At 54.1% G+C, this 23,893-nt stretch carries 23 protein-coding genes; 13 read left to right on the top strand and 10 right to left on the bottom strand.

Annotated elements, in window-relative coordinates; all coding sequences use genetic code 11:
* Positions 1–76 precede the first annotated feature (76 nt).
* From gyrB to ABJI30_RS08275, 3 genes are all read left to right on the top strand, one after another.
* Positions 77–2,593, top strand: a complete 2,517-nt coding sequence (gyrB, locus tag ABJI30_RS08285) for a DNA topoisomerase (ATP-hydrolyzing) subunit B (RefSeq protein WP_348015713.1) — start codon at positions 77–79, stop codon at positions 2,591–2,593.
* Between the two features lie 125 nt (positions 2,594–2,718).
* A complete protein-coding gene (locus ABJI30_RS08280; RefSeq protein ID WP_348015712.1) occupies positions 2,719–3,840 on the top strand; it encodes a DUF5700 domain-containing putative Zn-dependent protease in 1,122 nt (373 codons plus the stop codon).
* Between the two features lie 110 nt (positions 3,841–3,950).
* Positions 3,951–4,367: a secondary thiamine-phosphate synthase enzyme YjbQ gene (locus ABJI30_RS08275; RefSeq protein ID WP_348015711.1), complete on the top strand. Its 417-nt coding sequence runs from the start codon at positions 3,951–3,953 to the stop codon at positions 4,365–4,367.
* Here the strand turns inward: ABJI30_RS08275 and ABJI30_RS08270 are convergent.
* The 3 genes from ABJI30_RS08270 to ABJI30_RS08260 form a co-directional block, all read right to left on the bottom strand.
* Positions 4,364–5,839 carry a serine hydrolase domain-containing protein gene (locus ABJI30_RS08270; RefSeq protein ID WP_348015710.1) on the bottom strand — a complete coding sequence of 492 codons (1,476 nt, stop codon included), beginning with the start codon at positions 5,837–5,839 and terminating at the stop codon, positions 4,364–4,366. The genes ABJI30_RS08275 and ABJI30_RS08270 overlap by 4 nt on opposite strands.
* Before the next feature lie 67 nt (positions 5,840–5,906).
* On the bottom strand, positions 5,907–7,343 hold the full coding sequence (locus ABJI30_RS08265; protein ID WP_348015709.1) for an MFS transporter: 1,437 nt from the start codon (positions 7,341–7,343) through the stop codon (positions 5,907–5,909).
* Positions 7,344–7,416: 73 nt separating this feature from the next.
* Complete coding sequence (locus ABJI30_RS08260) at positions 7,417–8,109, bottom strand: winged helix-turn-helix transcriptional regulator (RefSeq protein WP_348015708.1); 693 nt, start codon at positions 8,107–8,109, stop codon at positions 7,417–7,419.
* A gap of 173 nt (positions 8,110–8,282) precedes the next feature.
* On the opposite strand from ABJI30_RS08260, the gene ABJI30_RS08255 reads away from it, so the two are divergent.
* Both ABJI30_RS08255 and ABJI30_RS08250 read left to right on the top strand, forming a co-directional pair.
* Positions 8,283–8,513, top strand: coding sequence for a tautomerase family protein (locus tag ABJI30_RS08255; protein ID WP_348015707.1), 231 nt, complete (start codon positions 8,283–8,285; stop codon positions 8,511–8,513).
* Positions 8,514–8,581: 68 nt separating this feature from the next.
* Entirely contained in the window at positions 8,582–9,703 is a 1,122-nt protein-coding gene (locus ABJI30_RS08250; protein WP_348015706.1) for an acyl-CoA dehydrogenase family protein, read from the top strand.
* 8 nt (positions 9,704–9,711) lie between these two features.
* Here ABJI30_RS08250 and ABJI30_RS08245 read toward each other — a convergent pair whose 3' ends face one another.
* Complete coding sequence (locus ABJI30_RS08245) at positions 9,712–9,891, bottom strand: hypothetical protein (protein ID WP_348015705.1); 180 nt, start codon at positions 9,889–9,891, stop codon at positions 9,712–9,714.
* 115 nt (positions 9,892–10,006) lie between these two features.
* Here ABJI30_RS08245 and ABJI30_RS08240 point away from each other — a divergent pair, with 115 nt between their 5' ends.
* The gene (locus ABJI30_RS08240) at positions 10,007–11,254 is read left to right on the top strand and encodes an acyl-CoA dehydrogenase family protein (protein WP_348015704.1); all 1,248 of its coding nucleotides are present in this window, start codon (positions 10,007–10,009) and stop codon (positions 11,252–11,254) included.
* A gap of 22 nt (positions 11,255–11,276) precedes the next feature.
* On the opposite strand, the gene ABJI30_RS08235 is transcribed toward ABJI30_RS08240, so the two are convergent.
* Together ABJI30_RS08235 and ABJI30_RS08230 are read right to left on the bottom strand one after the other, a co-directional pair.
* Complete coding sequence (locus tag ABJI30_RS08235) at positions 11,277–11,852, bottom strand: DNA-3-methyladenine glycosylase I (RefSeq protein ID WP_348015703.1); 576 nt, start codon at positions 11,850–11,852, stop codon at positions 11,277–11,279.
* 49 nt (positions 11,853–11,901) lie between these two features.
* A complete protein-coding gene (locus ABJI30_RS08230) occupies positions 11,902–13,227 on the bottom strand; it encodes a protein-S-isoprenylcysteine methyltransferase (protein ID WP_348015902.1) in 1,326 nt (441 codons plus the stop codon).
* A gap of 143 nt (positions 13,228–13,370) precedes the next feature.
* Here ABJI30_RS08230 and ABJI30_RS08225 point away from each other — a divergent pair, with 143 nt between their 5' ends.
* Complete coding sequence (locus ABJI30_RS08225; RefSeq protein ID WP_348015702.1) at positions 13,371–14,537, top strand: PQQ-dependent sugar dehydrogenase; 1,167 nt, start codon at positions 13,371–13,373, stop codon at positions 14,535–14,537.
* A gap of 24 nt (positions 14,538–14,561) precedes the next feature.
* Here the strand turns inward: ABJI30_RS08225 and ABJI30_RS08220 are convergent, their stop codons facing one another.
* Positions 14,562–15,404 carry a DUF1499 domain-containing protein gene (locus ABJI30_RS08220; protein WP_348015701.1) on the bottom strand — a complete coding sequence of 281 codons (843 nt, stop codon included), beginning with the start codon at positions 15,402–15,404 and terminating at the stop codon, positions 14,562–14,564.
* 147 nt (positions 15,405–15,551) lie between these two features.
* Here ABJI30_RS08220 and ABJI30_RS08215 point away from each other — a divergent pair, with 147 nt between their 5' ends.
* The 4 genes from ABJI30_RS08215 to ABJI30_RS08200 are packed head-to-tail and all read left to right on the top strand — an operon-like array spanning position 15,552 to position 18,514.
* Positions 15,552–16,076, top strand: a complete 525-nt coding sequence (locus ABJI30_RS08215) for an N-acetyltransferase (RefSeq protein WP_348015700.1) — start codon at positions 15,552–15,554, stop codon at positions 16,074–16,076.
* 55 nt (positions 16,077–16,131) lie between these two features.
* Positions 16,132–16,698, top strand: a complete 567-nt coding sequence (locus ABJI30_RS08210) for a DUF1285 domain-containing protein (RefSeq protein ID WP_348015699.1) — start codon at positions 16,132–16,134, stop codon at positions 16,696–16,698.
* Complete coding sequence (locus ABJI30_RS08205) at positions 16,695–17,309, top strand: CoA pyrophosphatase (protein ID WP_348015698.1); 615 nt, start codon at positions 16,695–16,697, stop codon at positions 17,307–17,309. The genes ABJI30_RS08210 and ABJI30_RS08205 overlap by 4 nt, the downstream gene beginning before the upstream one ends.
* Entirely contained in the window at positions 17,306–18,514 is a 1,209-nt protein-coding gene (locus ABJI30_RS08200) for a CCA tRNA nucleotidyltransferase (protein ID WP_348015697.1), read from the top strand. Before ABJI30_RS08205 ends, ABJI30_RS08200 begins: the two co-directional genes overlap by 4 nt.
* Before the next feature lie 14 nt (positions 18,515–18,528).
* Here the strand turns inward: ABJI30_RS08200 and ABJI30_RS08195 are convergent, their stop codons facing one another.
* Together ABJI30_RS08195 and parC are read right to left on the bottom strand one after the other, a co-directional pair.
* Positions 18,529–19,251: a PEPxxWA-CTERM sorting domain-containing protein gene (locus tag ABJI30_RS08195; RefSeq protein WP_348015696.1), complete on the bottom strand. Its 723-nt coding sequence runs from the start codon at positions 19,249–19,251 to the stop codon at positions 18,529–18,531.
* Between the two features lie 197 nt (positions 19,252–19,448).
* Complete coding sequence (parC, locus tag ABJI30_RS08190) at positions 19,449–21,722, bottom strand: DNA topoisomerase IV subunit A (RefSeq protein WP_348015695.1); 2,274 nt, start codon at positions 21,720–21,722, stop codon at positions 19,449–19,451.
* An 80-nt stretch (positions 21,723–21,802) separates the two neighbouring features.
* Here parC and ABJI30_RS08185 point away from each other — a divergent pair, with 80 nt between their 5' ends.
* Positions 21,803–22,339: a hypothetical protein gene (locus tag ABJI30_RS08185; RefSeq protein WP_348015694.1), complete on the top strand. Its 537-nt coding sequence runs from the start codon at positions 21,803–21,805 to the stop codon at positions 22,337–22,339.
* On the opposite strand, the gene ABJI30_RS08180 is transcribed toward ABJI30_RS08185, so the two are convergent.
* A complete protein-coding gene (locus tag ABJI30_RS08180; RefSeq protein ID WP_348015693.1) occupies positions 22,336–22,785 on the bottom strand; it encodes a hypothetical protein in 450 nt (149 codons plus the stop codon). The two genes, ABJI30_RS08185 and ABJI30_RS08180, sit on opposite strands and share 4 nt — an antisense overlap.
* Positions 22,786–22,960: 175 nt before the next feature.
* On the opposite strand from ABJI30_RS08180, the gene ABJI30_RS08175 reads away from it, so the two are divergent.
* Entirely contained in the window at positions 22,961–23,890 is a 930-nt protein-coding gene (locus ABJI30_RS08175; protein ID WP_348015692.1) for a DUF4349 domain-containing protein, read from the top strand.
* The last annotated feature ends 3 nt before the right edge of the window (positions 23,891–23,893 follow it).

Below are 23,893 nucleotides of genomic sequence, written 5' to 3'. Positions count from 1 at the left end.
GATATAAAAGGATTTTAATATCTCCAAATCCAACAATTTTCTTGGGTTTCACGGTCCCCGGGTCTAAAAGGAAAGGATGAGTGAAAACACAGAAAATGACAGCCCCGAAACAGGGGACGATCAACCGTCCAATGCGTCCAATCAGAATGAATATGGCGCGGATTCCATCAAGGTCCTGAAAGGACTGGATGCCGTCCGGAAACGGCCCGGAATGTACATTGGTGACACCGATGACGGCTCCGGCCTCCACCACATGGTGTTCGAGGTTTCGGACAACGCAATTGACGAAGCCCTGGCCGGGCATTGTGATCTCATTCTGATCACGCTCAATCCTGACGGCAGTGTTTCGGTCGAAGATAATGGCCGCGGCATCCCGGTGGGCATGCACAAGGAAGAGGGCGTATCGGCGGCGGAAGTCATCATGACCCAGCTTCACGCGGGCGGAAAGTTTGAGAACACCTCGGACGACAATGCCTACAAGGTCTCTGGCGGCTTGCACGGCGTAGGCGTTTCCGTGGTCAACGCCCTGTCCGAATGGCTGGAACTCAATATCTGGCGCGATGGCAAAGAGCATAATATGCGCTTTGAATTTGGCGATGCCGTGCGTTCGCTGGACGTGATCGGCGATGCCCCTCCTGCGGATAATGAAACCGGTGTCAAAAAGGGCACGCGGGTAACGTTCTTCCCCTCACCCGAGACCTTCAAGATTACCGAATTTGATTTCGAAAAGCTCGAGCATCGCTATCGCGAACTCGCGTTCCTCAACAGCGGGGTTCATATCCTGCTGCGTGACGAAAGGCATGAAGAGGCGAAAGAGATTGATCTCTATTATGAAGGCGGCATCGCGGCCTTTGTCCAGTTTCTCGACCGCAACAAGACCGCTCTGGTTCCTGATCCGATTGCCATCAGCGGTACCCGCGACGATGTCACCATCGATGTCGCGCTGGAGTGGAATGATAGCTACTATGAAAACGTCCTGTGTTTCACCAACAACATCCCGCAGCGCGATGGCGGTACCCATCTGGCAGCCTTCCGCTCGGCGCTGACGCGGACGCTCAATAACTATGCAGAAAGCTCCGGTGCGCTGAAGAAGGAAAAGGTCAAGCTGACCGGTGATGACATGCGCGAAGGCCTGACCGCTATTGTATCGGTCAAGCTGCCCGATCCAAAGTTCAGTTCACAGACCAAGGACAAGCTGGTTTCCTCCGAAGTGCGCCAGCCGCTGGAGAGCCTGATGGCCGACAAGCTGGCCGAGTGGCTCGAAGAAAATCCTGCCAATGCCGGCATGGTCATCCAGAAGGTAATAGACGCCGCGGCTGCCCGTGAAGCCGCCAAAAAAGCGCGCGAACTCACTCGGCGCAAGGGCGCAATGGATATTGCCTCCCTGCCCGGCAAGCTTGCCGATTGCCGCGAGCGCGATGCATCGAAATGCGAATTGTTTCTGGTCGAAGGCGATTCTGCTGGTGGTTCCGCAAAGCAAGGTCGCGACAGCCAGTATCAGGCGATACTTCCGCTCAAGGGCAAGATCCTCAACGTGGAACGTGCGCGTTTTGACCGAATGCTGTCCAGCAAGGAAGTCGGCACGCTGATCCAGGCCATGGGTACGGGTATTGGCCGCGAGGATTTCGATATCGAGAAACTGCGCTATCACAAGATTGTGATCATGACCGACGCCGATGTCGACGGCGCCCACATCCGTACCTTGCTGCTGACATTTTTCTATCGTCAGATGCCGGAAATCGTTGAAGGCGGGCATCTTTATATCGCCCAGCCACCGCTCTACAAGGTTGGCAAGGGCAAGAGCGAGGTCTATCTGAAAGACGACAATGCACTCGATCACTATCTCGTTGATGCGGGGCTTTCAGGGATGATCTTGCAAACCGCAGAAGGCGCCCGTTCTGGCGAGGACTTGCGCGGTCTGATCGAACATGCACGGCGCATGCGCAGCCTGATGGCCTATGTTCCGCGACGCTATGACAGCACCATTGTCGAAGGCATGGCCCTCACCGGTGCGCTCAACCCTTCGCATGGTCCAACCGAACGACAGGCCGCAGTTGACGCCGCAGCGTCCTGGATGGACGCAGTAGATGAAGAAGGCAGCTGGTCCGGCCGCGTCTCCGAAGAAGGCGGATATCTGTTTGACCGGTTGTGGCGCGGCGTGACCGACCATCACATCATCGAGCCAAAATTCCTTGAAAGCGCGGAGGCACGCAAGTTGCACCGCCTCGCCAGCGAAGAAACCGCGACCTATGCTTCCGGCAGCCGGCTGGTCAAAGGCGCGGCGGATGACGGTGATACAAGTGATGGCAGTGAAGGCACGCTGATCACCCGGCCGTCAGAGCTGCTCGAAACCGTTCTGGCCGCAGGCCGCAAAGGTATCGCCATTTCCCGCTATAAAGGCCTGGGCGAGATGAATGCCGAACAATTGTGGGAAACCACGCTTGATCCGGAAGTACGGTCCTTGCTGCAGGTGACTGTGGAACAGGCCGACGTGACCGACGAGATATTCACTAAGCTGATGGGTGATGTCGTCGAACCGCGGCGCGAGTTCATTGTAGATAACGCACTAAACGTTGCCAATCTGGACGTATAGACACAGGGAAAACCAACGTCCGCTATGGGTGCAATGGCGGACGTTGGAATATCACACAGAATTTTTGCAGTTGCGGCTGATCGTCCAATCTGTATTATTGATATAATACAGCATAGGAATTCAACATGCGCGATATTCTGATCATATTCTGGATACTCGGAGCAATCTCTCCGGCATCGGCTCAAAATATCAAACTCGATATAGATATTTCACAGGCCGAGCGCTTGCTGGAAATCACATGTTCAAACATTGAAATTGATCCGGGGGAATGGTCTGATTCTGAGCCATTGCAGGCGCAGCTGGCTCATCATCGAGAATTTGCCGAACGTTTTTCATTTGAAAATTATATCATCGGCCTGAATCATATTTCACGCTGCGAAACTCCTTCTTCCGACCCATTCAGATTTTCCGCACTGGTGAAAAAGCGGACCGAAATGCGCAATGCCATCACATTCTTGTCACAAAACCGAGAGCAGTTAACCGCGCGCGTTATCGAACTTCTTCAACCATATGTCCCGGAGGGTTATGCATTTGAAGGAAAAGTGGTGCTGGCCGGAGCCAGCTTCTCTTGTGGCGGATTTCAGAACAAGGGTATCTTCTTTGTCGATATTCCTTGCCTGGCAGCGGATATTGAAGGTGAATATGAGGCCATTACCCGGTTGATCGCTCATGAAACCTATCATGCAATGCAAAACGACTTTGCTTATCTGCAGTCACCGGGGTTGAGCAAAGTCAAATCATTGGCTGCAAGCTATGATTTCATGTTTGAACGACTGGCTTTGGAAGGATCAGCATCTCATATAGGCGATATGCGCGAAATCAAGGGATCCGCGAGGTACAGTAACTTTTCTCGATCTTTGGCGCGCAGAAACTACCGTCACCTAGATTATAATTTCCGTCTGTTTGACTATATGATTGAAGCTATCAATCGCAGTCCGGCCGATATTGGAAAACGGTTTCCGGAAATATATGGATTAGCCTTCGATGGTTCCTTTGGCGAACATTCCTATTTTGTGGGACAGCAGATGACGGCGGAGATCGAACATAGTTTCGGTGCATCGGCGATACCCTGTTTATTCAAACTGCCATTTGAAAACTATGTGCTGGCATATGATTTTGCGCTTCAAGACGGTAAAAACCTCAAGAAGTCGGCTCAATTTTCTGCGGAAACCATAAAGATTGCGAATGACCGTGGGAAAACCAGGACGAGTGAACCGGGTTTTCGATCTTGTATCACTTCCAAATAGTAGTCTGTCTTTGGTATCTCCGGTCGGAATGTTGCAGACTTGGTTGAAATCCGCTTCAATCACGGTGATTTCGTCAAACCTGAAAGTTATGTCAAAAGCCAAAAGACACCATGCCTCACCAGACACACACAATAACCATCACCACCAACGGCCCATCGCTCACTGAATTCACCCGCGAGACCGCTAACTGGATCGGCACCCAGGCGATCACCGCCGGCTTGCTCACGCTCTTTTGCCGGCACACATCCGCATCTCTCCTGATTCAGGAGAATGCCGCGCCCGAAGTACAGGATGATCTGATAGCGGCGTTCCAACGCTTCGCGCCAGAGGGGCCGCATTATCTGCATGACAGCGAGGGACCGGATGACATGCCGGCCCATATCAAAGCAGCGCTGACCCAGACGCATCTGTCAATTCCGGTGGTCGATGGCCGTCTCGCGCTCGGCACGTGGCAGGGCATATATCTGTTCGAGCATCGCCGCCAGGCGCATCAGCGGCAGATTGTGATGCATCTCACCGGTGATTAGGCGCGACCCGCCCGCCATCGCAATATCGGCCGGACACTCGCCCAGAACAGCGCCAGATAGCCCCCTGTGCGCAGAGCAAGGCCGATGTCCGGGTTAAACAGGGCGATAGCCGGCACCGGTGCGCCGTTCACCTGCGGGATTGTAATCAGCAGCAGCCACGCCAAAGCCAGCAATGCCAGTGAAGGCAATACCAGCCGCAGCAGCACGGCACCGGACAGTGGCTGACCCTTCAAGCTGACAAGACTTTTGCGGATCAGGAAAAATCCGACGATCACGCTGATCATAAACAGCGGTATCAGACAAATAATGAAATAACCGATCCGTGACACCATGTCCGGGCTCGCGGGTGAGACCGGAAGGCCCATGACCATGTTGCCCACGCCCAGCGTCAATGTCGCAACGTCGCGATTGCCGAAACTGCTGTTCGCATTGGCCAGCACAACAAATCCGAACTTCTTTTCCGGCGAGAAACCGGCCACAGCCTCATAACCCGGATTACTGCCGGTATGAAAAATCAGGCGGTGATCCTCAAAAGCACGCGTAAACCAGCCCAAAGCATAATGCGGGCCGGGACCAGTCTCTTCGGAAGTCAGCATTTCGGCCTGCAAGCCTTCGGCGACCAGCTGATTATCGTTGTTGATGAAACTGATCAGATATGTGGCGAGATCGCTGCTCGAACTGCTGACCCCGCCTTGCGCCAGCACCGCCCGGCCTGCTTCGCTGGTGTAGACCAGCGGCCGGGTCAACCAGTATCGATGACCTTGCGCAGCATCCTGTTGGCTCGCCGTCGCCATTGTCACCAGACTGCGGGACATGCCGGCAGTCTCAAATATCCGCTTTTTCAGTATCTCTTCGTACGATTGCCCTTCGATCGCCTCGAGCAACGTTCCGAGTATCTGATAATTGGCATTCGAATATTCATAGAGTGCACCGGGTTCCGATTGCAGCTTCTGCCCGGCCAGTTCCCGGACCGCCAGTTCCATTGCGTCAGCTCCATCACTCCCGCCATCCTGATTGCGATTGCCTTTGAACATCGACAGACCGCTGCGATGACTGAGCAAATGACGCACGGTAATAGTATCAGAGCGTGCTTTGGATATCGTACGAAACCAGGGCAGATGCTTGACCACCGGATCATCCAGTCCGATCCGTTGCTCGCTCGCCAGTTGCAGGATAGCCGTAGCGGCAAACGTCTTGCTGATCGAACCGGTCTGAAACATGGTCTTTTCACTGACCGGGTCGCCACCTTCCCCAGTCACACCAAATCCTCTGGCATGGACCAGCGCGCCGTCTTCGATCAGCGCGATCGCAACTCCTGGTATTGCAAGCGCTTCCATCCGCTCTTCGACAAAGGTATCAATCTCCGCGATGCGTTCAGCGGTCATTGGCTGTGGTTTCGCCAGTGCCGGAATGCCTGCCCCGAAAATCAGCGATGCACAGAACAGCGCTTTCATGGTCCAGTGCTTAAACATGGTTTCCCCCTCGCCTGTGCGTGCATTTAAGCCAGAACGACAACAGATTTGCAAGGCGATGCCAAATTCAGTCCCGGCTCCGCGCACGCCGCAGGGCCAACTCGTTCTGGATATCCAACAATTGTTGTTCCGTCATCGAAAAGCGCGTCGTATAATAGAGCGCGACAAGCATCAGCGGCACCACGCCAATTCCGATTGCCCAGAGCAATCCATCCAAAACCGCCTGATCCACTTCGCCCGGCGCCATCCCCTCTTTCAAGCCGATCATGTCCAGCGCAAAGCCGCCGAACAGCGGGCCGGTTGCATTACCGAGCTTGGATGTGAAGGCGAACACGGCGTTGAACCCGCCTTCCTGACGCTTGCCCGACCGCACTTCATGTTCATCGGTCAGATCTGCCGTAATCGAATAAGCAGACGTGATCCGCAATATGAAAAAATACATGAAAAGCATGTTCTGCATGGTCAGCGACCAAAAGATGACCGGGTGACCATTGGGCGGCAAAATGTCCAGTAATCGAAGCGGGTACATCCAGCTGATATCGATCAGCATGCAGATAACGGCGAGGGAGACGATGCGATGTTTCGGCAGGCGATGGCTAATCGGTTTCAGGGTAAGCAGCGCCAGAGGGACTGCCATGACTACTGAGAGACCCAATATCAGCCCTGTCTCCTCCGCATCGATCCCCCAATAATAGGTCCAGATGATTATATTCAGTGCCACAGCAATGCCGTAGGACGCAGAGGCAGCGATGTCATAATAGAGCAGATTGCGAAAGTTGACGCTCTGGAAGGTCGTCAGAAAGTCCTGCCACATGCCGCGCAGCCCCTTGCTGGTCGGCATTTTCTGGATCGCTACTTGCGTGTTTCCGATATATTTCCAGGTGCCGCCGATCGTGATGATCGACAGGCCCCAAACCAATCCCGCGGATATCCAGCCATAGACGGTATAGTTTTCAACAATGAACCGACCATCCTCGCCGCCTGTGTCCGTGAACAAAAAATAGAGGCTGAACGCAGGTAGCAACAACGCCATCAGAAACATGATTCCGGTGCGCATCCCCAGCAGACGGCTGCGTTCGTGATAATTTTGGGTCATTTCCGCAACCAGAGCCAGATGCGGGATCGCAAATAGCGTCAGCATCGTTCGAATCCACAGGGAACAGATCAACAGCCAGCCGCCGAGCAAACTTGAACTGGCGACAATAAATTCCGGCGGACTGAACAGTGCGATGAAGCCCAGGCCCAGCGGAAAGGCGCCCAATATCATGAACGGATGGCGGCGTCCCCAGCGACTGCGAAACCGGTCGGACCAGGTACCAACTATGGGATCGGAAACGCCGTCCCACAATATACTGATGAAAAGCGCAATGCCGGTAATCGAACCGCTCAAGCCCAGAACCTGCGTGTAGAAAAGCAGAACGAACATGATATATGCGGCTTCCTTGACCGCATAAACTGCCCCACCCGTTCCAAAAGCGATCCGGTTGTTAAGCGACAGACTCAACAGCCGTGACCCGGAATCAGGGTCGAAAAACTACGATATTGGTGAATCATGGGGCCAATGTCCTCGGACTGGTTCAAGCAGCGTGTGCTGCAGGCGTTCTTGGCGAGTCCGCGAACAGGCTGGGCGTCAGCCACGAAGAAATATTGCGGGTCAGGGCGGGTTCACCCTCGACAAACAAATCGCCCGACTTGATGGCTTCCTTGTAGGTACTGTCTCCCATCCAGACATCGTGCATCGTCACGATGGAACAGGTAAAATAGACATCAACATCCTTGCCCGGGTCTTTCAGACAAAGATCAACCTTTTCGCCATTGATCAGCAGCCACCAGTTTTTCTGTTCTTCCACATCCGTGAAGTGGAACCGGATCACCGATTGATCGCCGATCAGCTTTGCAGGGTCTATGCTACGCTCGAGGTAGAACATCAGAAACTCCACATCAATGTCCGGACCGAGCACCGTGTGGCGTGCCCAGCACAAACCCCATTCACCCAGTTTGATCAGCACTGGGAGCAAGGCCTCGCAGGCTTCTGTCGGATAATATTCAAAACCCTTTTGACCCTGAAGCTTGCGGCGGACAATCATGCCCTGCTCCTCCAGCGACTTGAGCCGACTGGTCAGCAAGGCAGGAGAAATGTCACCAAGACCGCGTTGTAACTCGTTAAACCGCCGGCTGCCAACAAGCAGCTCGCGGATAATCAATATCGTCCATTTCTCGCCGAGTATCTCGGTTGCTTTGGCAATCGGGCAAAATTGACCATATTTCATTCACTCATCCCCTCGTCGACAGGTTCTTTTCGACCTAAGTTCAACTTCTGTAGCGGGATACTCTATACTTTGTAGCGCTTTGCTTCAATCCGTGAACTAAACGGAGTGATTTCTTCACCCTATTGGTTTTCCTGTCGCCGGATGATCCGGCTCACACTTAAAGGAGAATGACAATGCCACTCGTAACAATCGACGTCATCAAGGACGTTTTTACTCCAACACAAAAGCAGGAAATCATAAGCCGTGTCACCGACACCATGGTTGCCATTGAAGGGGAAGCTCTTCGTCCCGTAACCTGGGTCCGCATTCAGGAAGTGGAACAAGGTGACTGGGGTATTGGCGGGCAGATGCTGAAAGCTGCCGATGTTCATGCTATGGCCGGAGCCGATGCAAAAGCGGCATGATCGGGTGCAATAAAATCGGGGGCAGGATCGATAGAGGTACCTGCCCCTGAAAATCAGGAGGCAACATAATGACAATAGAATCTATGGTTGAAGAAGCGGCCGAACTCGGGTCCATTTTTGCAAAGCACTCTGCCCGACAGGAGCAGGATGATGCATTCGTTTTTGACAATTACAAAACCCTCAAAGATCACAAAATCTTCTCCGGACAGGTACCGGCGGAATTTGGAGGTCGCGGTCTGTCACATCGTGAAATGAGTGCTTTTCTGCGCCGATTGGCAAAAGACTGTCCTTCGACCGCACTGGCTGTGGCGATGCACCAGCATCTGGTCAGCGCTGCGCGGAAAAATCATGAAGCCGGTAATCCCGGCCAGGCTCTGCTTGAAAAAGTCGCTGGCGGCGAACTGGTACTTGTCAGTACCGGTGCCAATGACTGGCTGGAATCCAACGGTGAAGCCACCCGCGTTGAGGGCGGATATCAGATCAATGCGATCAAACCATTTGGCAGCGGATCACCATGTGGCGATCTGGCAGTCACGTCCTGTGCCTTTGATTGCCCGGACGACGGACCTTCTGTTTTGCACTTTCCGCTCAGCCTTAAAAGCGAGGGCGTCGAATTTCTGGATGACTGGAAAGCCATGGGCATGCGTGCCACAGGGTCACAAACGCTTCGGTTCAACAACGTCTTCGTCCCCGATGCTGCCGTTGGACTGAAACGTCCGCGCGGTCCTTTTCATGGTGCCTTCAGTGTGATCGTCACCGTCGCCATGCCGTTGATCATGTCGGTTTACACCGGAGTTGCGGAAGCCGCTGCGGAGATTGCCCGTGAACGCGCCGCCAAAAGAGCCGGTGATCCCGTTACGCCGTTTCTGGTCGGTGAAATGGAAAATGCACTGACCACCGCTCAGTTGGCTGTCGATTCAATGGTCGATCTCTGCGATGATCTTGCATTCACCCCCAGTCCGAAACTGGCAAGTCAGATTCTTGCACGCAAAACCATCTGCGCCAATCATGTCATCCTGGTTTGCGAAAAAGCGCTCGAAGCCAGCGGTGGAGGCGGATTTATGCGCGGCGCAGGAATAGAGCGACTGTTGCGTGATGCGCATGCAGGACAATTTCATCCCTTGCCCGAAAAACGTCAGCAGCAGTTTACTGGCCGGGTCGCAATGGGACTGGAACCAGTTGCTGGCTGATCAGAAGACTATCGCTTTTTGGCGATCTTCAACTTGTCCTGCTTCGCGCGTTTCTTGATTGATTCTTCGCTTCGGGTCAGAGCCTTGCTGATCGCCTTGAGCGTCATGCCCTTTTTGGCAAAAGCATGCAGCTTCTGGATCTCTTCGGAGTTCCAGGGCTGTTTGTGGCGTTCGAAATGTTCTTTCATATCGGCGTCCTAGCTAATCACTCACGCTCCGTCCAATCCGTTCCACTTTTGAGAGTTTGGATTCCCGGCACTGGCTCATTATACGGTCATGATTATTTTCAATGAAGGATCTTCCATGACCGAAACAAATCCCGAACTGTTCGACCTGCGCATGTCTGACAAGGCCCAGCCCCTGATGGCGGCGGTCAAAAAGCATCTCGAAGACAATGTCGCGCCGATTACCGAGGAATTTTTCGCGCTCAACAACGAAAAGGAAGATCGCTGGACATGGCATCCACGCCAGCTGGAATTGCTGGAGGGCGCGAAAACCAAAGCCAAGGAATCGGGATTGTGGAATTTCTTTCTTCCCAATGCAGAGACCGGACAGGGACTCAATAATCTGGACTATGCATATATAGCCGCAGAGCTGGGCAAGTTTCCGCTGGGATCGGAATCCCTGAATTGCAGCGCGCCGGATACTGGTAACATGGAAGTGCTGGAGCGTGTCGGCACTCCCGAGCAACAGGAAAAATGGCTGGAGCCTCTGTTGAACGGGGAGATTCGCTCAGCCTATGTGATGACGGAACCCAATGTTGCTTCGTCAGATGCGAAGAATATCAGCACCACGGCGGTCCTCGAAGGAGACGAATGGGTCATCAACGGTGAAAAGTTCTACATTTCCGGTGCCGGAGACCCGCGCTGCAAGATCCTGATCGTGATGGTGAAGACCAGCCCGGATGCCCCTGCCCATCTCCAGCAGTCGCAAATTCTGGTCCCCAAGGATACGCCCGGTGTCGAAGTTCTGGGTCCCATGCACGTCTTTGGCGAAGATCATGCTCCGCAGGGTCACATGCACATGCGGTTCGACAATGTTCGCGTCCCGAAGGAGAATATACTGCTCGGCGAAGGGCGGGGTTTTGAAATCTCGCAAGTGCGCCTGGGACCGGGACGGATCCACCATTGCATGCGTTCTCTCGGCAAGGCGGAACAGGCACTGGAACTGATGATAAAGCGCGGTGGCTCAAGAGAAGCATTTGGCAAAAAACTCATCAAGCTCGGCAAGAATGTCGAACTTGTTTCCCGTGCACGTATTGAAATCAATGCCATGCGCCTGTCGGTACTCCAGGCGGCCAAGGCAATGGATGTGCTCGGCAACAAGGAAGCCCGCGTTTATGTCAGCGCGGTAAAAGCCATGGTGCCGGAAAAAGTCTGCACGATTATTGATCAGGCAATCCAGATGCACGGTGCCGCAGGGATGTCGCAATGGTTCCCGCTGGCGGGTCTATATGCCGACATGCGCCATTTGCGCTTTGCCGATGGTCCGGATGAAGTGCATCACATGGTTGTAGGCCGGGCGGAAATCCAGAAACATGACCTTTGGTGATTTTGTCCGGGGCTGAACTGCCTCAGGCTTTCCAGCATCCTGCCAAATGATCATCGGCCATGCCGATAGCCTGCATGTAGGCATAAATGATCGTGCTGCCGACAAAACTCATGCCACGTTTCTTGAGCGATTTGGAAATGGCGTCGCTGACCGGTGACGTCGCGGCCATGTCTGCGAAACTCTTCGGCCTGTTAACCGGCGGCGGGCCGTCCAGATGGTTCCAAAGCCACTGGTCGAAACTGCCAAATTCCTTTTGCATTTCGAGAAACACCAGAGCGTTTTTGCGCACGCTGTAAATTTTCAGCTTGTTGCGAATAATGCCTGCATCTTCTCGCAGCGCCTCCAGTTCTGCATCCGCCATTTTCGCGCAGCGTTCGATGTCAAATCCGTGAAATGCCCGGCGATAGCCATCACGTTTTCGCAGAACAGTTTCCCAACTCAATCCCGCCTGCGCACCTTCCAGGACCAGGTTTTCGAACAGCAATCTGTCATCGTGAACGGGGACACCCCATTCATTATCGTGATAATCGCCGTAAAATTCCTTGCCGGCCTGCCCCCCGAAACAACGGGTTTTGCCATCAGCGCCTATAGTTCCCATGGAACAAGAATAAGCCGCTACGACCGTTTTGGGAAGCGTGAGATTGAGATTATTCGGCCGGCTGAATATCCTGTGCACGGCCCTCTTCGGGTGCCCACCAGCCGATACGCCGCTTCATCCCGTTAATCGCTTTGGGGACCGGTGCGTTACGATCCATCCACTCGGCATATTCCTTATAGACCGGGTCCTCGAGCAAATGTTTTTCTTCGGTCTTGGCTCGCCAGTAATAGACGCCGCTCACGGCTGCCATAATCACTGCATTGCGGATCATGTCGATATAGCTGCCGCCCATCGTCAGGAACGGCAGTGATGCCGACCACCAATATGCGTTTTTGGCGACATAAGCAGGGTGCTTGGTCCAGGAATAAGGGCCATGCGTCAATATGCCGCGATGCGTCAGATTGGAAAAGCGCAAGCCAAATGCAACGGTAGCCCAAGCATAGAGCGCGGTGAGGATCACCAATATACTGCCCCAGATCCACAGCAGGATTTCATTTCCCTGGAACCAGTAATCCCAACCCGCGGTATCCACTTCATAGTGCAATGGCCCGCCGGGATACATGAGGGCAAATGGGGGATAGCAGATCAGCGCAGCGACCCAGCCGCCGAGATAAGGGTTGGCAGTGCGGATATGGGCATCGAGCGGTTTCATTGTGAGCAGATAACCGACCGTCGCAAACTGGACATCCACAACAAACATCGCAACTATCAGCCAATGCGCGATAGCCACCGGATCACCGGCGATCTCCGCAAAGTCCAGTCGGACAAAATCACCAAAACCACCCGGTACAATCGAGATCATGAACGCGAGGAAAAAACCCTTCACAGCCCAGGCGCGGAGATGGTGATAAATCTGTTCCGGATCAAAACCGCTGCGCATCCGGATTAGAAACTGCCCCAGGTGCCAGGCCCCGTCGCGCGGTTCCACAAGATATCGATCGAGCCAGAGAACATAAGGAATCGACGTTGCAATCAGCCAGGGAGCAACGTTTTCCATCATCTGCATCGAGAACTGATATTGCCCGGTCCAGTACCAGCGACCGATACAGTAAACGAGCGCAATTAAAGCCCATGTTGCCCAAAGCCCGACCAGCTTAACGATACTGATATCCATTGTCTCTTTGAGCGGTTTCGGGTTTTTCCAGTCAATACCGGTAGAGGCCCGTAAATGAACCTTGTCGTTGAGCAGTGACCAGATCACCATTGGCAGGGCGCAAGCCGCACACGCAGCGAGCGCAGAATAAGGTCCATCCATGCCATATTGACGCGCGATCAGGATCCAGGCGCAAAGACCCAGCAGCCCGGCGATGCCGACCCCGGACGAGACGGCAGATTCCGGGCGCGGATCATCGCTGGCTGTTTTTCGTCCGAACATGCCACTGACTTTAACCAAAAATGGTAAGCAAGCTGTGAACACGGGGGAACAGGTCGGAAAAACCTAGAAAATTCGACTGTTAACGACTATGTCAACGGCATTCACCAACTGGATCTCAAATCTTTATGCACACAGGAAAAATCATGAAAACTCTTGGCCTGACGACAGCGGTGTCCGTAGCTCTGGTAGCATGTACCAATAGTGATGATGCGCAGGCCACGGATGGCACCTCTGACGAGACTCTCGCCCTTGCAGATATTTCGCCGGTGGATCGCAAGCCATTCGAACGGACAGAAGTCGCCAGTTTTGACGAACCATGGGCGATGACGTTTCTCCCGGACGGACGGATGCTGGTCACCGAAAAAGCGGGCAAGCTGTTCCTCGTCGATCAAAATGGCGAGAAATCGGAAGTAATAAATGTTCCGGAAGTCGCATATGGCGGACAGGGTGGATTTGGAGACGTGATCCTCGCCCCGGATTTCGCGACGAGCGGAAAGATTTATTTGAGCTGGGTCGAAGCCGGCGAAGATGACACATTTGGTGCGGTTGCGGGAAGTGCCACACTGGATATCGCCAATGACAATCTGGCGCTGCAGGATCTGAAAACCATCTGGACCCAAACGCCCAAAGTCACCGGCAAGGGCCACTATTCCCATCGCCTGGTTTTCTCCCCCGATGGCAAATATCTGTTCATCGGCTCAGGCGAGCGCCAGAAATTTGATCCTTCTCAGGACATGAGCAGCAATATGGGCAAAATTGTGCGGCTCTATCCCGACGGCAGTGTCCCCAAGGATAATCCATTTGTCGATCAGGAGGGCGCGCTTCCCGAGATCTGGTCGCTGGGTCACCGCAACATACTTGGCATTGCATTCGATTCCAGTGGCAAGCTGTGGAACAACGAAATGGGTCCCCGGGATGGCGATGAACTCAATCTGGTTCAGCGTGGGTCCAACTATGGCTATCCCATCGTATCTCAGGGCGTCCACTATGATGGCAAGGATATTCCCAATCATGAAACACGTCCGGAATTTGATGCGCCCGATGTTGCCTGGGTCCCTACCATAGCTCCTGCCGGACTGGTCTTTTATTCGGGCGAGATGTTCCCGGCCTGGAAAGACAGTGCCTTTATCGGCGGCCTGGCCAGCGAAGCGATTATTCGTGTCAGCTTTGACGGCGACCAAGCAAAAGAAGCAGAGCGCTATCCAATGGGCGCGCGGATTCGGGAATTGGAACAGGGACCGGATGGCGCTCTGTGGGTTCTGGAAGACGGCGAAGGTGGCAAGCTGCTCAAGCTGACCGCCGCAAAATAGGCTTCAGCCAATCAAGAAAACCAATCAGGACGCAACGGTTGTTGTGCCTGAAAGGTCGCTCAGGAACTGACGAACCCTCTTTGCATTGGCGCCGAGGTCGTGCACGCCGACCCGCGAAACCGATCGCATGTCGATAATGCTGGCATTGCCATTTTCCGCTGCACGTGCGCGAATAACGACATCATCTTTGAACCGGAACAGTGATATTGTTGCCGTCGCTTCGAGGTGACCCGCTGCAGCATCCACATTGACGATTTCCCACCCGCGATCTTCGGCCAATCGTTTCGCCTTTTCGATCACGTCTGCCACTGGCTGATCAATGCGCACGGAACGCACATCAGAATAGGCATCCTGATGCAAGGTTGCCCAACGCTGACGCGGGTTCATTCCCTGCATATCGCTGTCATCCGCGCCCGGGATATTGTCCCAGTTGTCAGCTCGGATTTTCAAAGCGGAAAACGCAGGCGGATCCGCCAGATCTGTGGTGATGTCATGAATGGCGGGCAAACTGCGCGCGGTCATCATGTAGCTTGCAATATAACCTATGAAGCCAAGTGAAATGATCAGGCCCAGACCCAGAAACGGCCAGCGGGTCTTGCGCGATTTCCGACGGTCGAGAATGATGCCGATAATTCCTATCACCAGCGCGATCAACGCGGCCAATGCTGTCCATGGCAGTGCGCTCAGGCCGGCTTGCCAGCCCCACAGACCAATACCGCTCCCAAAGGCAGAGCCAAAAAACGCTATCACGGCGCCAATCGCCAATATCAGCACAATCCATCCCTTGGGATCTCTGCGCAGAGATCCAAGTTTGCCGGCAACTGCTGGCGTATCGGTAACAGGTTCGGATGCCGGTTGATTGTCCACTATGATAACTCCCTTGTACGAAAGCCTTTTAGCCGCTGCGTTCAAATTGTGCAATCAAGTCGGCGCCCGGAAAACGCTTCGCGGTCGACAGCGGCGGCCAATGCAGTTACATGCCCTTTTTCTGTCGCCTTACGTGAAGCAGTTTCCATGATCAGCATCATTCCTCTTGTCGAAATTGACCCCGCTTTGGTCGAAGACCTTCTCGACGCTGCCTTTGGCCCGGGCCGCACGGATCGCACGGCGTATAAGGTACGCGAAGGAATGGACATATTGGAAGGGCTCAGCGTTGCTGCTGTCGATTCATCAGAGAACGAACTGCTGGGTAGCCTGCAGTGCTGGCCCGTCGCCCTGACGGATGAGGCCGGCAAGCAGCACCCGATGATCATGGTCGGTCCTGTAGCCGTACATCCTGATTGTCAGGGAAAAGGTGTCGGGCAATCGATGTTGACCGCGTTGCTCAAGGAATTGCACGAAGGGGAGAATCTGCCGCTCGTGATGATCGGTGATCCGGCTTACTATGACCGCTTTTTTGATTTTTCTCCGGCACGAACAAAAGGCTGGACTTTACCGGGCCCCTGGGAACCGGAACGCTTGCTGGTCCGGGCGCATGACCAGACGCCATTGCCGGAAAAAGGCAAGTTGGGACCATGGGTTCGTCCGGTAAAGCACTGAGCCCGGTAGCAAAACCAGGATTTACAAACACGGCGTCCCGCAATAGGCCTGTTCCATGCCTTATGCACCGCCACCGGAACTGGCTTCCCTGTCGCTTTCTCAAATAGCCGAAATGGCTGCAGCACAAAAACTGCCGCCCGTCGAGCAGTGGGATCCACATGAAACCGGTGACAGCGAGATGCGGATTGCCGGGGATGGCAGCTGGTATCACCAGGGCGATCCAATTAGCCGTCCGGCCATGGTTCGTGCATTTTCTACGCTGCTGCGGCGCGAGTCCGATGGCAGTTACGCTCTGGTCACTCCCTATCAGAGATTGCGAATTGCGGTTGAGGATGTGCCGTTTGTAGCAGTGGAAGTGGAATGCGAGGGAACCGGCGTACAGCGTCAGCTCGCATTTCGATTGAACACCGATCATCTGGTGATCGCCAGTGCAGAAAATCCCATCAGGTTTCCAAACAGCGAGACAGCACCCCAGCCTTATCTGACAGTCCGGTCCGGACTGGAGGCTGTGATTGCCCGGCCGGTCTATTATGAGCTGGCCAATCATGCTCTGGATGATGATCTGGATCCTTTTGGGATCTGGAGCAACGGCGCATTTTTCGAGATTGTTCGCCCATCATGACAAGTCAAACCCAGGACCTGCGAGCACGTCTGTCCGTTGCGCTGCACGAGGGCCATGCCAGCGATCTGAAACACAAACTGTCGGACGAGCGCGATTTTGTGCAGGACCTCGACAGTTTGCGAAATGCAGCGGTGCTGATCGCAATCACTGATCGACCGGATCCGGGCGTGATATTTGTGCAGCGCCCCGACCATATGCGAAACCATCCCGGACAAGTGGCATTTCCCGGTGGAAAAATTGATCCTGAAGACAAAAATGCAGTGCATGCGGCGCTGCGAGAAGCACAGGAAGAAGTCAGCCTTGATCCTGCACATGTCGATATAATCGGTGAAACGGATCGCTATCATTCCGGCAGCGGGTACAATATCCAGCCGGTGCTGGGTGTTATTCCTCCCGATCTTTCTCTGGTGCCCTGTCCGGAGGAAGTGGAAGACTGGTTTGAAGCCCCGCTTGAGTTCATCCTCGACCCCAAAAATCAAGCCGCGCATGTCGGTGAATGGCGCGGCGTTCGGCGCGAATATTATCAGATCAACTGGCAGGGTCGGCGGATCTGGGGCATTACTGCCGGTATATTGGTAAACTTGTCGAAACGACTGGGATGGGCGTCATGAAACTGCCCTCAGCGCCCTGGAACCAGAGCAATTCTCTAAAACAGCTGATCGCTGCCCTTGATCCTTCGAATGAAAAAATACGGTTTGTCGGCGGGGCCGTACGCGATACGCTGCTGGGAATACCGGTTCGCGATATCGACCTCGCCACCAGTTTGGAACCCGGCGAGGTTATCGCACTGCTAAAGGCGGCTGCAATCAAGGCTATCCCGACCGGAATTGATCATGGCACGATAACCGCGGTGACCCAAGATGGTCCCGTCGAAATCACCACGTTGCGGCGTGATGTGTCCACCGATGGACGAAGGGCGACGGTTCGCTTTACCAGCGATTGGAAAGAAGATGCTGCCCGGCGCGATTTCACCATCAACGCTCTTTCAGCCGACCCCGAAACACTGGAGGTGTTCGACTATTTCAATGGCCTGGCAGATCTCGAAGCCAGGCAGATTCGTTTCATCGGATCTGCCGCTGACCGGATTGCCGAGGATCATTTGCGGATCATGCGCTACTTCCGCTTTCTTGCGCGCTTCGGGCAGGATCGGGTTGAGCATGAAGCATATGGTGCCTGTATCGCCGCCGCTGCGAGCCTGAAATCACTGTCACGCGAACGCATTGCCGATGAACTGATGAAATTACTGGGCACGGAAAACCCTGCATTTGCGGTTGGCAAGATGCTTGATGCCGGAATTTTCGGGCACATATTCTCGGAGACGGATGGCAATGCCAGTGCCATTTTGGAGCGACTGCTGGAACGGGAGAGAGAATGTGACATCCCGCCCTTTGCTTTGCGCCGACTGGTCGCACTGTTACCCAAAGACGGTGACAAAGCCCTCAAGATTGTAACGTTGCTGCGCTTCTCAAAGAAAATGCGGCGCGCGGTCACTGACAGACTGGCAGAGGCACAACCTGACCCGCAAAATATCCTGGCGCTGGCCTACCGCCATGGCGCACAAGCAGCGAGCGACATGATATTGTTGTTTGCCAATGACCAGGACGTAGCTGCAAGCCTGTCGAAGCTGCAGGATTGGGAAAAACCCGTTTTACCACTAACCGGAGGCGACCTGGTGACCATGGGTCTGCAACGCGGACCGATCGTGGCGGAGACTTTGTCAAAGGTCGAAGAAGCGTGGATAAAAAAAGGCTTCCCCGGTGAGGGGGAAGCCCTTGAATTAGCCAGACTGCTGGTCCGCGAAGCTAGCGCTCGCTGAACCCGTCAGTAATATCAGGCAAGCGCCGGTTGCGCAGTCGTCAAAGTTTTGCGACGGCGCATCGCACCGCCAACAAGACCGAAACCGAGGATCATCATCGCCCAGGTTGCCGGCTCGGGAACCGACGAGGTGATGTCCAGAACGACGTTGTCCAGCAAAGGACCAACATTGTCCGCGTCGGGAGACGCAAACCGGAAAGAAAAGGATCCTGCAGTTGCCGCCGTAAAGAACAGCGAGCGCGTGGAGAACGGATCACCGCCATCAGCCGTGGCCGAGAAGCCATAGAAGTCGCCAGCCAGTCGGGTCGTCATTGCGTCAATCACATTGTCAGCACCGAAATAGTTAACACCTGCATTCAACAATGTAACGTCATCGTTGAAGTTGAAATCGGCAAACCAGTTGTCGGTCGCGCCATTGCGCTGATTTCCGCCAATATCGAAAGACAATCGAACGGTATCACCGACAGCGTAGGAAAAAGAGTTGATGCTCTGCAAAATACCCGGCCCTGGAGTTCCATCCAGATCGATACAGGAACCGGAACATGTAATGCCGAAATCGCCGCTGGCGACCAGATCCGTTGCTCCGCCCCCGACTGAGTTAAAATTCGCAAATCCGACATAGTTCAAAGCGGTGTTCCCACCGTTTTCACCGTCGAAATTGTCTGAAAAAACGACAGTAGCGCTTGCCGGCGCAGCCGTTAGGGCGGTCAGAGCCAGGCCCAAGATTATTTTCCGCATAAATACCCCTTTTTGCCGAAAGATCGGCGTTACAAGACTTGTTCAAAACGGAAAACAATTGCTCACGACCCCTCGCAATCAACCGTTGCAAGAGAAATGGCCAAAAATCACCAAAAAGTCAATTTTTTAGTAGGATTTTGTTAACCATGTTACATCCTGTCTCATTCCCGGACACGGGATGACTGAGGATCAGGAGATCAATCAAACTTGCCGGTCTTCGGGAATCCCGTCGGCGGCAGTCGCCCAGCCGCCCCTCGCGCAACCCGCCACATGGTGAGATCATTTTCAGTTCTCGTCCGGCCGCTGTCTCCGCCCATCGCCCAGCTCAAACCTTCTTCCAGTTTGAACACAGTTGCATCTGACAGACCACCATCCTTGTAGCGTTGCAGCATAACGCCCTGCCCTTTGGCCATTTCCGGCATCTCAGATAGCGCAAAAACCACGAGTTTGCGGTTTTCGCCAATCGCTGCGACATGATCTGCATCCCCCGGGACCGGCCGTGCTACCAAAAGTCGCGCGTCGCCTTTGAGATTGACAACTTGCCGGCCTTTTTTGGTCTCCGCCACGACATCCGAGATATTGGTGATGAAGCCCCTGCCCCAGGTCGAAGCGATCAGCAATTTGCCCTTCGGATCAGCCACGATCAACGTAACCGGCTCTGTTCCGGGTTCCATATCAACCATCGAGGCTACCGGCTCGCCGAAACCGCGTGCGCCCGGCAATTTATCTGCACCGATGGTGTAGAATCGGCCATTGTCACAGCACATCAGCAATTTGTCAGTCGTCTGGGCGTGGAAGGCAAATTTGTGCCCATCGCCTTCCTTGAACTTGAAATTGTCCGGTTGCGTGAGATCGGCATGGCCCTTCATCGCCTTGATCCAGCCGCGCTGGGACATGATCACGGTTACCGGCTCCTTCTCGATCATCGCCTCGAGCGGGATTTCACGTGCCGGTGCCGCTTCAACCAGCATTGTCCGCCGTTTGCCAATATCGGTATCTTCAGCATAAAGCTTGCGCAATTCGGCAAGATCCTTTTTCAGGCGAGTCTTCTGTCGTGCAGGACTGGCGATCAGTTTTTCAAGCCCTTCGCGCTCTTCCAGCAACTTGTCCCGCTCGGCGATCAATTCCATTTCTTCGAGCTTGCGCAAACTGCGCAGACGCATGTTGAGAATGGCTTCGGCCTGACGGTCTGTAAGGTTGAACTCGTCCATCAGCATCGGCTTGGGTTCGTCATTATTGCGGATAATCTCGATGACGCGGTCGAGATTGAGATAAGCGATTATATAGCCGCCGAGCAGTTCCAGCCGCGCATCAATCTTGTCGAGTCGATGTTGCGAACGCCGCACAAGGACTTCGATCTGATGCACAACCCATTGTTTCAGAACTTCGCGGATACCCATCACCTTGGGCGTGCGATCCTTGTCCAGTACGTTCATGTTGAGCGAGAAACGGTTCTCCAGATCACTCAACCGGAACAGTGCATTCATCATGTCGTCGGCATCGACCGCACGGCTTTTGGGTTCCAGAACAATGCGAACTTCTTCGTCAGATTCATCGCGGATATCCGCAAGGATCGGAAGTTTTTTGTCAGCAATAATCTGGGCGATCTGTTCGATCAGCTTGCCCTTTTGCACTTGATAGGGAATTTCGGTGACGACAATCTGCCAGGCACCGCGGCCTTCAGCCTCTTCCTTTTCCCATTTGGCCCGCAACCGCATCGCGCCGCGACCGCTTTCATAGGCCGCGTCAATTACCGACTTCGGATCAACAAGCGTTCCGCCGGTCGCAAAATCCGGACCTTTGACAATTTCCATGATTTCCGAATGCTCCGCTTTGGGAGAATCGATCAAAAGTGTCGCGGCATCGATAATCTCGGCGACGTTGTGCGATGGAATACTGGTTGCCATGCCGACCGCAATCCCGCTCGCACCATTGGCCAGCAGGTTGGGGAACAGACCGGGCATCACTTCGGGCTCTTCATCCTCGCCATTATAGGTTGGCTTGAAGTCGACCGTGCCTTCATCAAGGCCATGCATGAGTTCGATTGCGGTTCGCGTCAGACGCGCTTCGGTATAGCGATAGGCTGCGGCATTATCGCCATCGATATTGCCGAAGTTCCCCTGCCCGTCGACCAGCGGATAGCGCAGCGAGAATGTCTGGGCGAGCCGCACCATCGCATCATAAACCGACTGATCTCCATGGGGATGATATTTACCGATCACATCACCCACAACGCGTGCGCATTTCTTGTAGCCCTGCGACGGGTCAAGCTTCAGCAGCCGCATCGCCCAGAGAAGCCTTCGGTGGACCGGTTTCAGTCCGTCACGAAGGTCCGGAAGAGACCGGGCCGTGATCGTTGACATCGCATAAATCAGGTAACGCTCCGAGAGCGCCGCATCAAAGGGCGCGTCAACTATGGCGTCAAATTCATCTTCGGGAGCCGCGTCTGGGGCATCGGTAACATCACTCATGCAAGGAGCGATAGCAGGCTCGATTCTCCGTGGGTAGTGAGAAGTTTGAACCAAAGTATATTATCCGTTATTGTCAGCCCATGTCCTGTTTCAAAACTGCTCTTTTCAGTTCGGCCTTGTTCAGCGTTGCGCCTTTGTCAGGTGCTGTAGCCGCTTCATCATGGCATCTTGCGCTCGCTCATGACCGTGAAGGCAATGTTCAATCCGGAACGCATGAGAATTTGATCGCCGGCATTCGGAACGGGTGCCAGTTGCGTGTGGCTTGGGGGACGAGACGAACGACGGATCCAAGTCAGACCATTGAACATATCGCTTCTCCCGTTTGGGTTTCTGTCCAAAACGGACGCGAGGTAGAAGTCCAGCTTTCGGATTTCGTCATCAATTTGGGCGTACTCGGCAAACCAGCCGCCGATCACCCCCGCCGCGCGCCGTTCGGAGGAACAGAAAAAGCGGTAAACTGGCGCGCCAATCTCAAAACCGACGGGACGTTTGATGCGGTTTGGTATGATGCAGAAAATGGTAATTTTATCGCCCGCGTTCCCCAACGGCATCAGATGAAGTGGTTCACCGACTGTACACCGAAAACCTCGGAGCCGCTATTTCCTCTAACGGACTAACTCTGCCACTCTTTGGGTAAAACAACCCCCTCCCGCTCATTGTCCCAGATGATCGCCATGATCCACCAGCGGCCCGAGCAGTCGGGTCCGTCATTCCATAAATGGATCATGTTGACCCCGCGAAACTGGATGTCTGGATGTTCGGGCGTCTCGCGCGCCTCGTATGTGGAATACACATGGGCAATCTGTCCGAAGATATCGGTTTTTCGGCCAATCTCGATTTCATAAAAAGAGCGGCCGGCGAGCAACGGAATTGTTGCCTCGACAAACCCGTCATAGTCAAATGTATATGCAACCGGTTCGCCAGCTTCAATTCTGGTTCGCGTGATCAGAGCGCGGGGATGATAGATTTCGCGGTCGCGTTCCCAGTCCTGTCCACCAGACGGGCCCGAGATGCACTCATAAAGCGTGGTCATCACTTCATCGATTGTCGCGTACTTGCTCATGATACATCTCCCTTATGCGGATCAATTGGTGCGGAATCTGGAAAGAAAATGACAGCGCTGTCTATACGAAATCTCTTAAAAGCTCAGTTCGTCGTACGTATATAACGTTTTGTCGTTGACCAGATAATGTTATCTCATTACTTATTTGATCCCCCAACGTGGAGAGGAGAATATCATGCGAACAGCATTGACAGCAGTTTCCCTGTTATCCCTGAGTCTGGCTGCCTGTAGCGGTGCCGGAGAACATGCGGCGCAATATGACCTGGCAGAAGCTGAAATGGCAGAGTCTGCCGGTGATGCTGCTGCATCTGCGGCAGAGCCAATGGGTAGTCCTATTGATCAGGCGCCCGGCGCAATACCGGTTAGCAAACCACAAATTGCCTATAGTTATGATTTCGGCTTTCGGCTTCCTGCCGCAGAAATATCAAAAGTACAGCAAGCCCATATCACACTGTGCAACAGCGTTCCGGAGAATGGCTGCCAGATTCTCAACATGTCGAACAGTGGCGGTGAAGGTGATTATGCCAATGGACAATTGCATCTTCAGGTTGCCGCCCCCAAGGCGCGTGACTTCGGTACAAAGCTGGCCAGTGCGATCGATGAAAGTGGCGGAAGTCAGATTTCTTCGTCCATCACCGGAGAAGATCTGTCGAAAAAGATTGTCGATACGGAAGCCCGACTGCGAAGCCGGGAATTGCTGTCAAAACGTCTGACAGACCTGCTCGCTACCCGCAAAGGCACGGTTGCGGAACTGGTGGAAGCCGAGCGAGCGGTCACGCAGGTCAATGAAGAAATCGACCGGGCACGAAGCTGGCTGACGGAAATGCGGGGCCGGGTTGCCTACAGCACCGTGATGGTCAACTATCAATCCGGCGCGCCGGGGTCCGGCGGTTTCATGCGCCCCATTCGAGATGCACTGGGTGGATTGTCATCGTCTTTGGGGTCTTCGGTTGCAGTTGTCATCACGCTGATTGCAATGCTGGCCCCCTGGCTGCTGCTTATCGGATTGGGTGTATATCTGCGCCGCCGGTTCAAGTCTGCAAACCGGACATTTTTTGGGCGAGCCATCGAAGATAATGGCGATGTCATCTCGCAACAGGATTGATTG

Origin of the sequence: Parasphingorhabdus sp., from assembly GCF_039968395.1 — a bacterium.
In the GTDB taxonomy this organism is placed as follows: Bacteria; Pseudomonadota; Alphaproteobacteria; order Sphingomonadales; family Sphingomonadaceae; genus Parasphingorhabdus.
The sequence above is the reverse complement of the archived record's forward strand: the minus strand, read 5'-3'. Positions and strand labels throughout refer to the sequence as shown.

Excerpts from the sequence above, each read along its gene's own strand:
- ABJI30_RS08280 (WP_348015712.1), top strand. The coding sequence starts at position 2,719 with ATGCGCGATATTCTGATCATATTCTGGATACTCGGAGCAATCTCTCCG.
- ABJI30_RS08210 (WP_348015699.1), top strand. The coding sequence starts at position 16,132 with ATGCCTTATGCACCGCCACCGGAACTGGCTTCCCTGTCGCTTTCTCAA.
- ABJI30_RS08205 (WP_348015698.1), top strand. The coding sequence starts at position 16,695 with ATGACAAGTCAAACCCAGGACCTGCGAGCACGTCTGTCCGTTGCGCTG.
- ABJI30_RS08175 (WP_348015692.1), top strand. The coding sequence starts at position 22,961 with ATGCGAACAGCATTGACAGCAGTTTCCCTGTTATCCCTGAGTCTGGCT.
- ABJI30_RS08260 (WP_348015708.1), bottom strand. The coding sequence starts at position 8,109 with ATGAAATATGGTCAATTTTGCCCGATTGCCAAAGCAACCGAGATACTC.
- ABJI30_RS08250 (WP_348015706.1), top strand. The coding sequence starts at position 8,582 with ATGACAATAGAATCTATGGTTGAAGAAGCGGCCGAACTCGGGTCCATT.
- ABJI30_RS08255 (WP_348015707.1), top strand. The coding sequence starts at position 8,283 with ATGCCACTCGTAACAATCGACGTCATCAAGGACGTTTTTACTCCAACA.
- ABJI30_RS08225 (WP_348015702.1), top strand. The coding sequence starts at position 13,371 with ATGAAAACTCTTGGCCTGACGACAGCGGTGTCCGTAGCTCTGGTAGCA.
- ABJI30_RS08235 (WP_348015703.1), bottom strand. The coding sequence starts at position 11,852 with ATGGGAACTATAGGCGCTGATGGCAAAACCCGTTGTTTCGGGGGGCAG.
- ABJI30_RS08195 (WP_348015696.1), bottom strand. The coding sequence starts at position 19,251 with ATGCGGAAAATAATCTTGGGCCTGGCTCTGACCGCCCTAACGGCTGCG.
- ABJI30_RS08270 (WP_348015710.1), bottom strand. The coding sequence starts at position 5,839 with ATGTTTAAGCACTGGACCATGAAAGCGCTGTTCTGTGCATCGCTGATT.
- ABJI30_RS08275 (WP_348015711.1), top strand. The coding sequence starts at position 3,951 with ATGCCTCACCAGACACACACAATAACCATCACCACCAACGGCCCATCG.
- ABJI30_RS08180 (WP_348015693.1), bottom strand. The coding sequence starts at position 22,785 with ATGAGCAAGTACGCGACAATCGATGAAGTGATGACCACGCTTTATGAG.
- ABJI30_RS08245 (WP_348015705.1), bottom strand. The coding sequence starts at position 9,891 with ATGAAAGAACATTTCGAACGCCACAAACAGCCCTGGAACTCCGAAGAG.
- parC (WP_348015695.1), bottom strand. The coding sequence starts at position 21,722 with ATGAGTGATGTTACCGATGCCCCAGACGCGGCTCCCGAAGATGAATTT.
- ABJI30_RS08185 (WP_348015694.1), top strand. The coding sequence starts at position 21,803 with ATGTCCTGTTTCAAAACTGCTCTTTTCAGTTCGGCCTTGTTCAGCGTT.
- ABJI30_RS08200 (WP_348015697.1), top strand. The coding sequence starts at position 17,306 with ATGAAACTGCCCTCAGCGCCCTGGAACCAGAGCAATTCTCTAAAACAG.
- ABJI30_RS08215 (WP_348015700.1), top strand. The coding sequence starts at position 15,552 with ATGATCAGCATCATTCCTCTTGTCGAAATTGACCCCGCTTTGGTCGAA.
- gyrB (WP_348015713.1), top strand. The coding sequence starts at position 77 with ATGAGTGAAAACACAGAAAATGACAGCCCCGAAACAGGGGACGATCAA.
- ABJI30_RS08240 (WP_348015704.1), top strand. The coding sequence starts at position 10,007 with ATGACCGAAACAAATCCCGAACTGTTCGACCTGCGCATGTCTGACAAG.
- ABJI30_RS08230 (WP_348015902.1), bottom strand. The coding sequence starts at position 13,227 with ATGTTCGGACGAAAAACAGCCAGCGATGATCCGCGCCCGGAATCTGCC.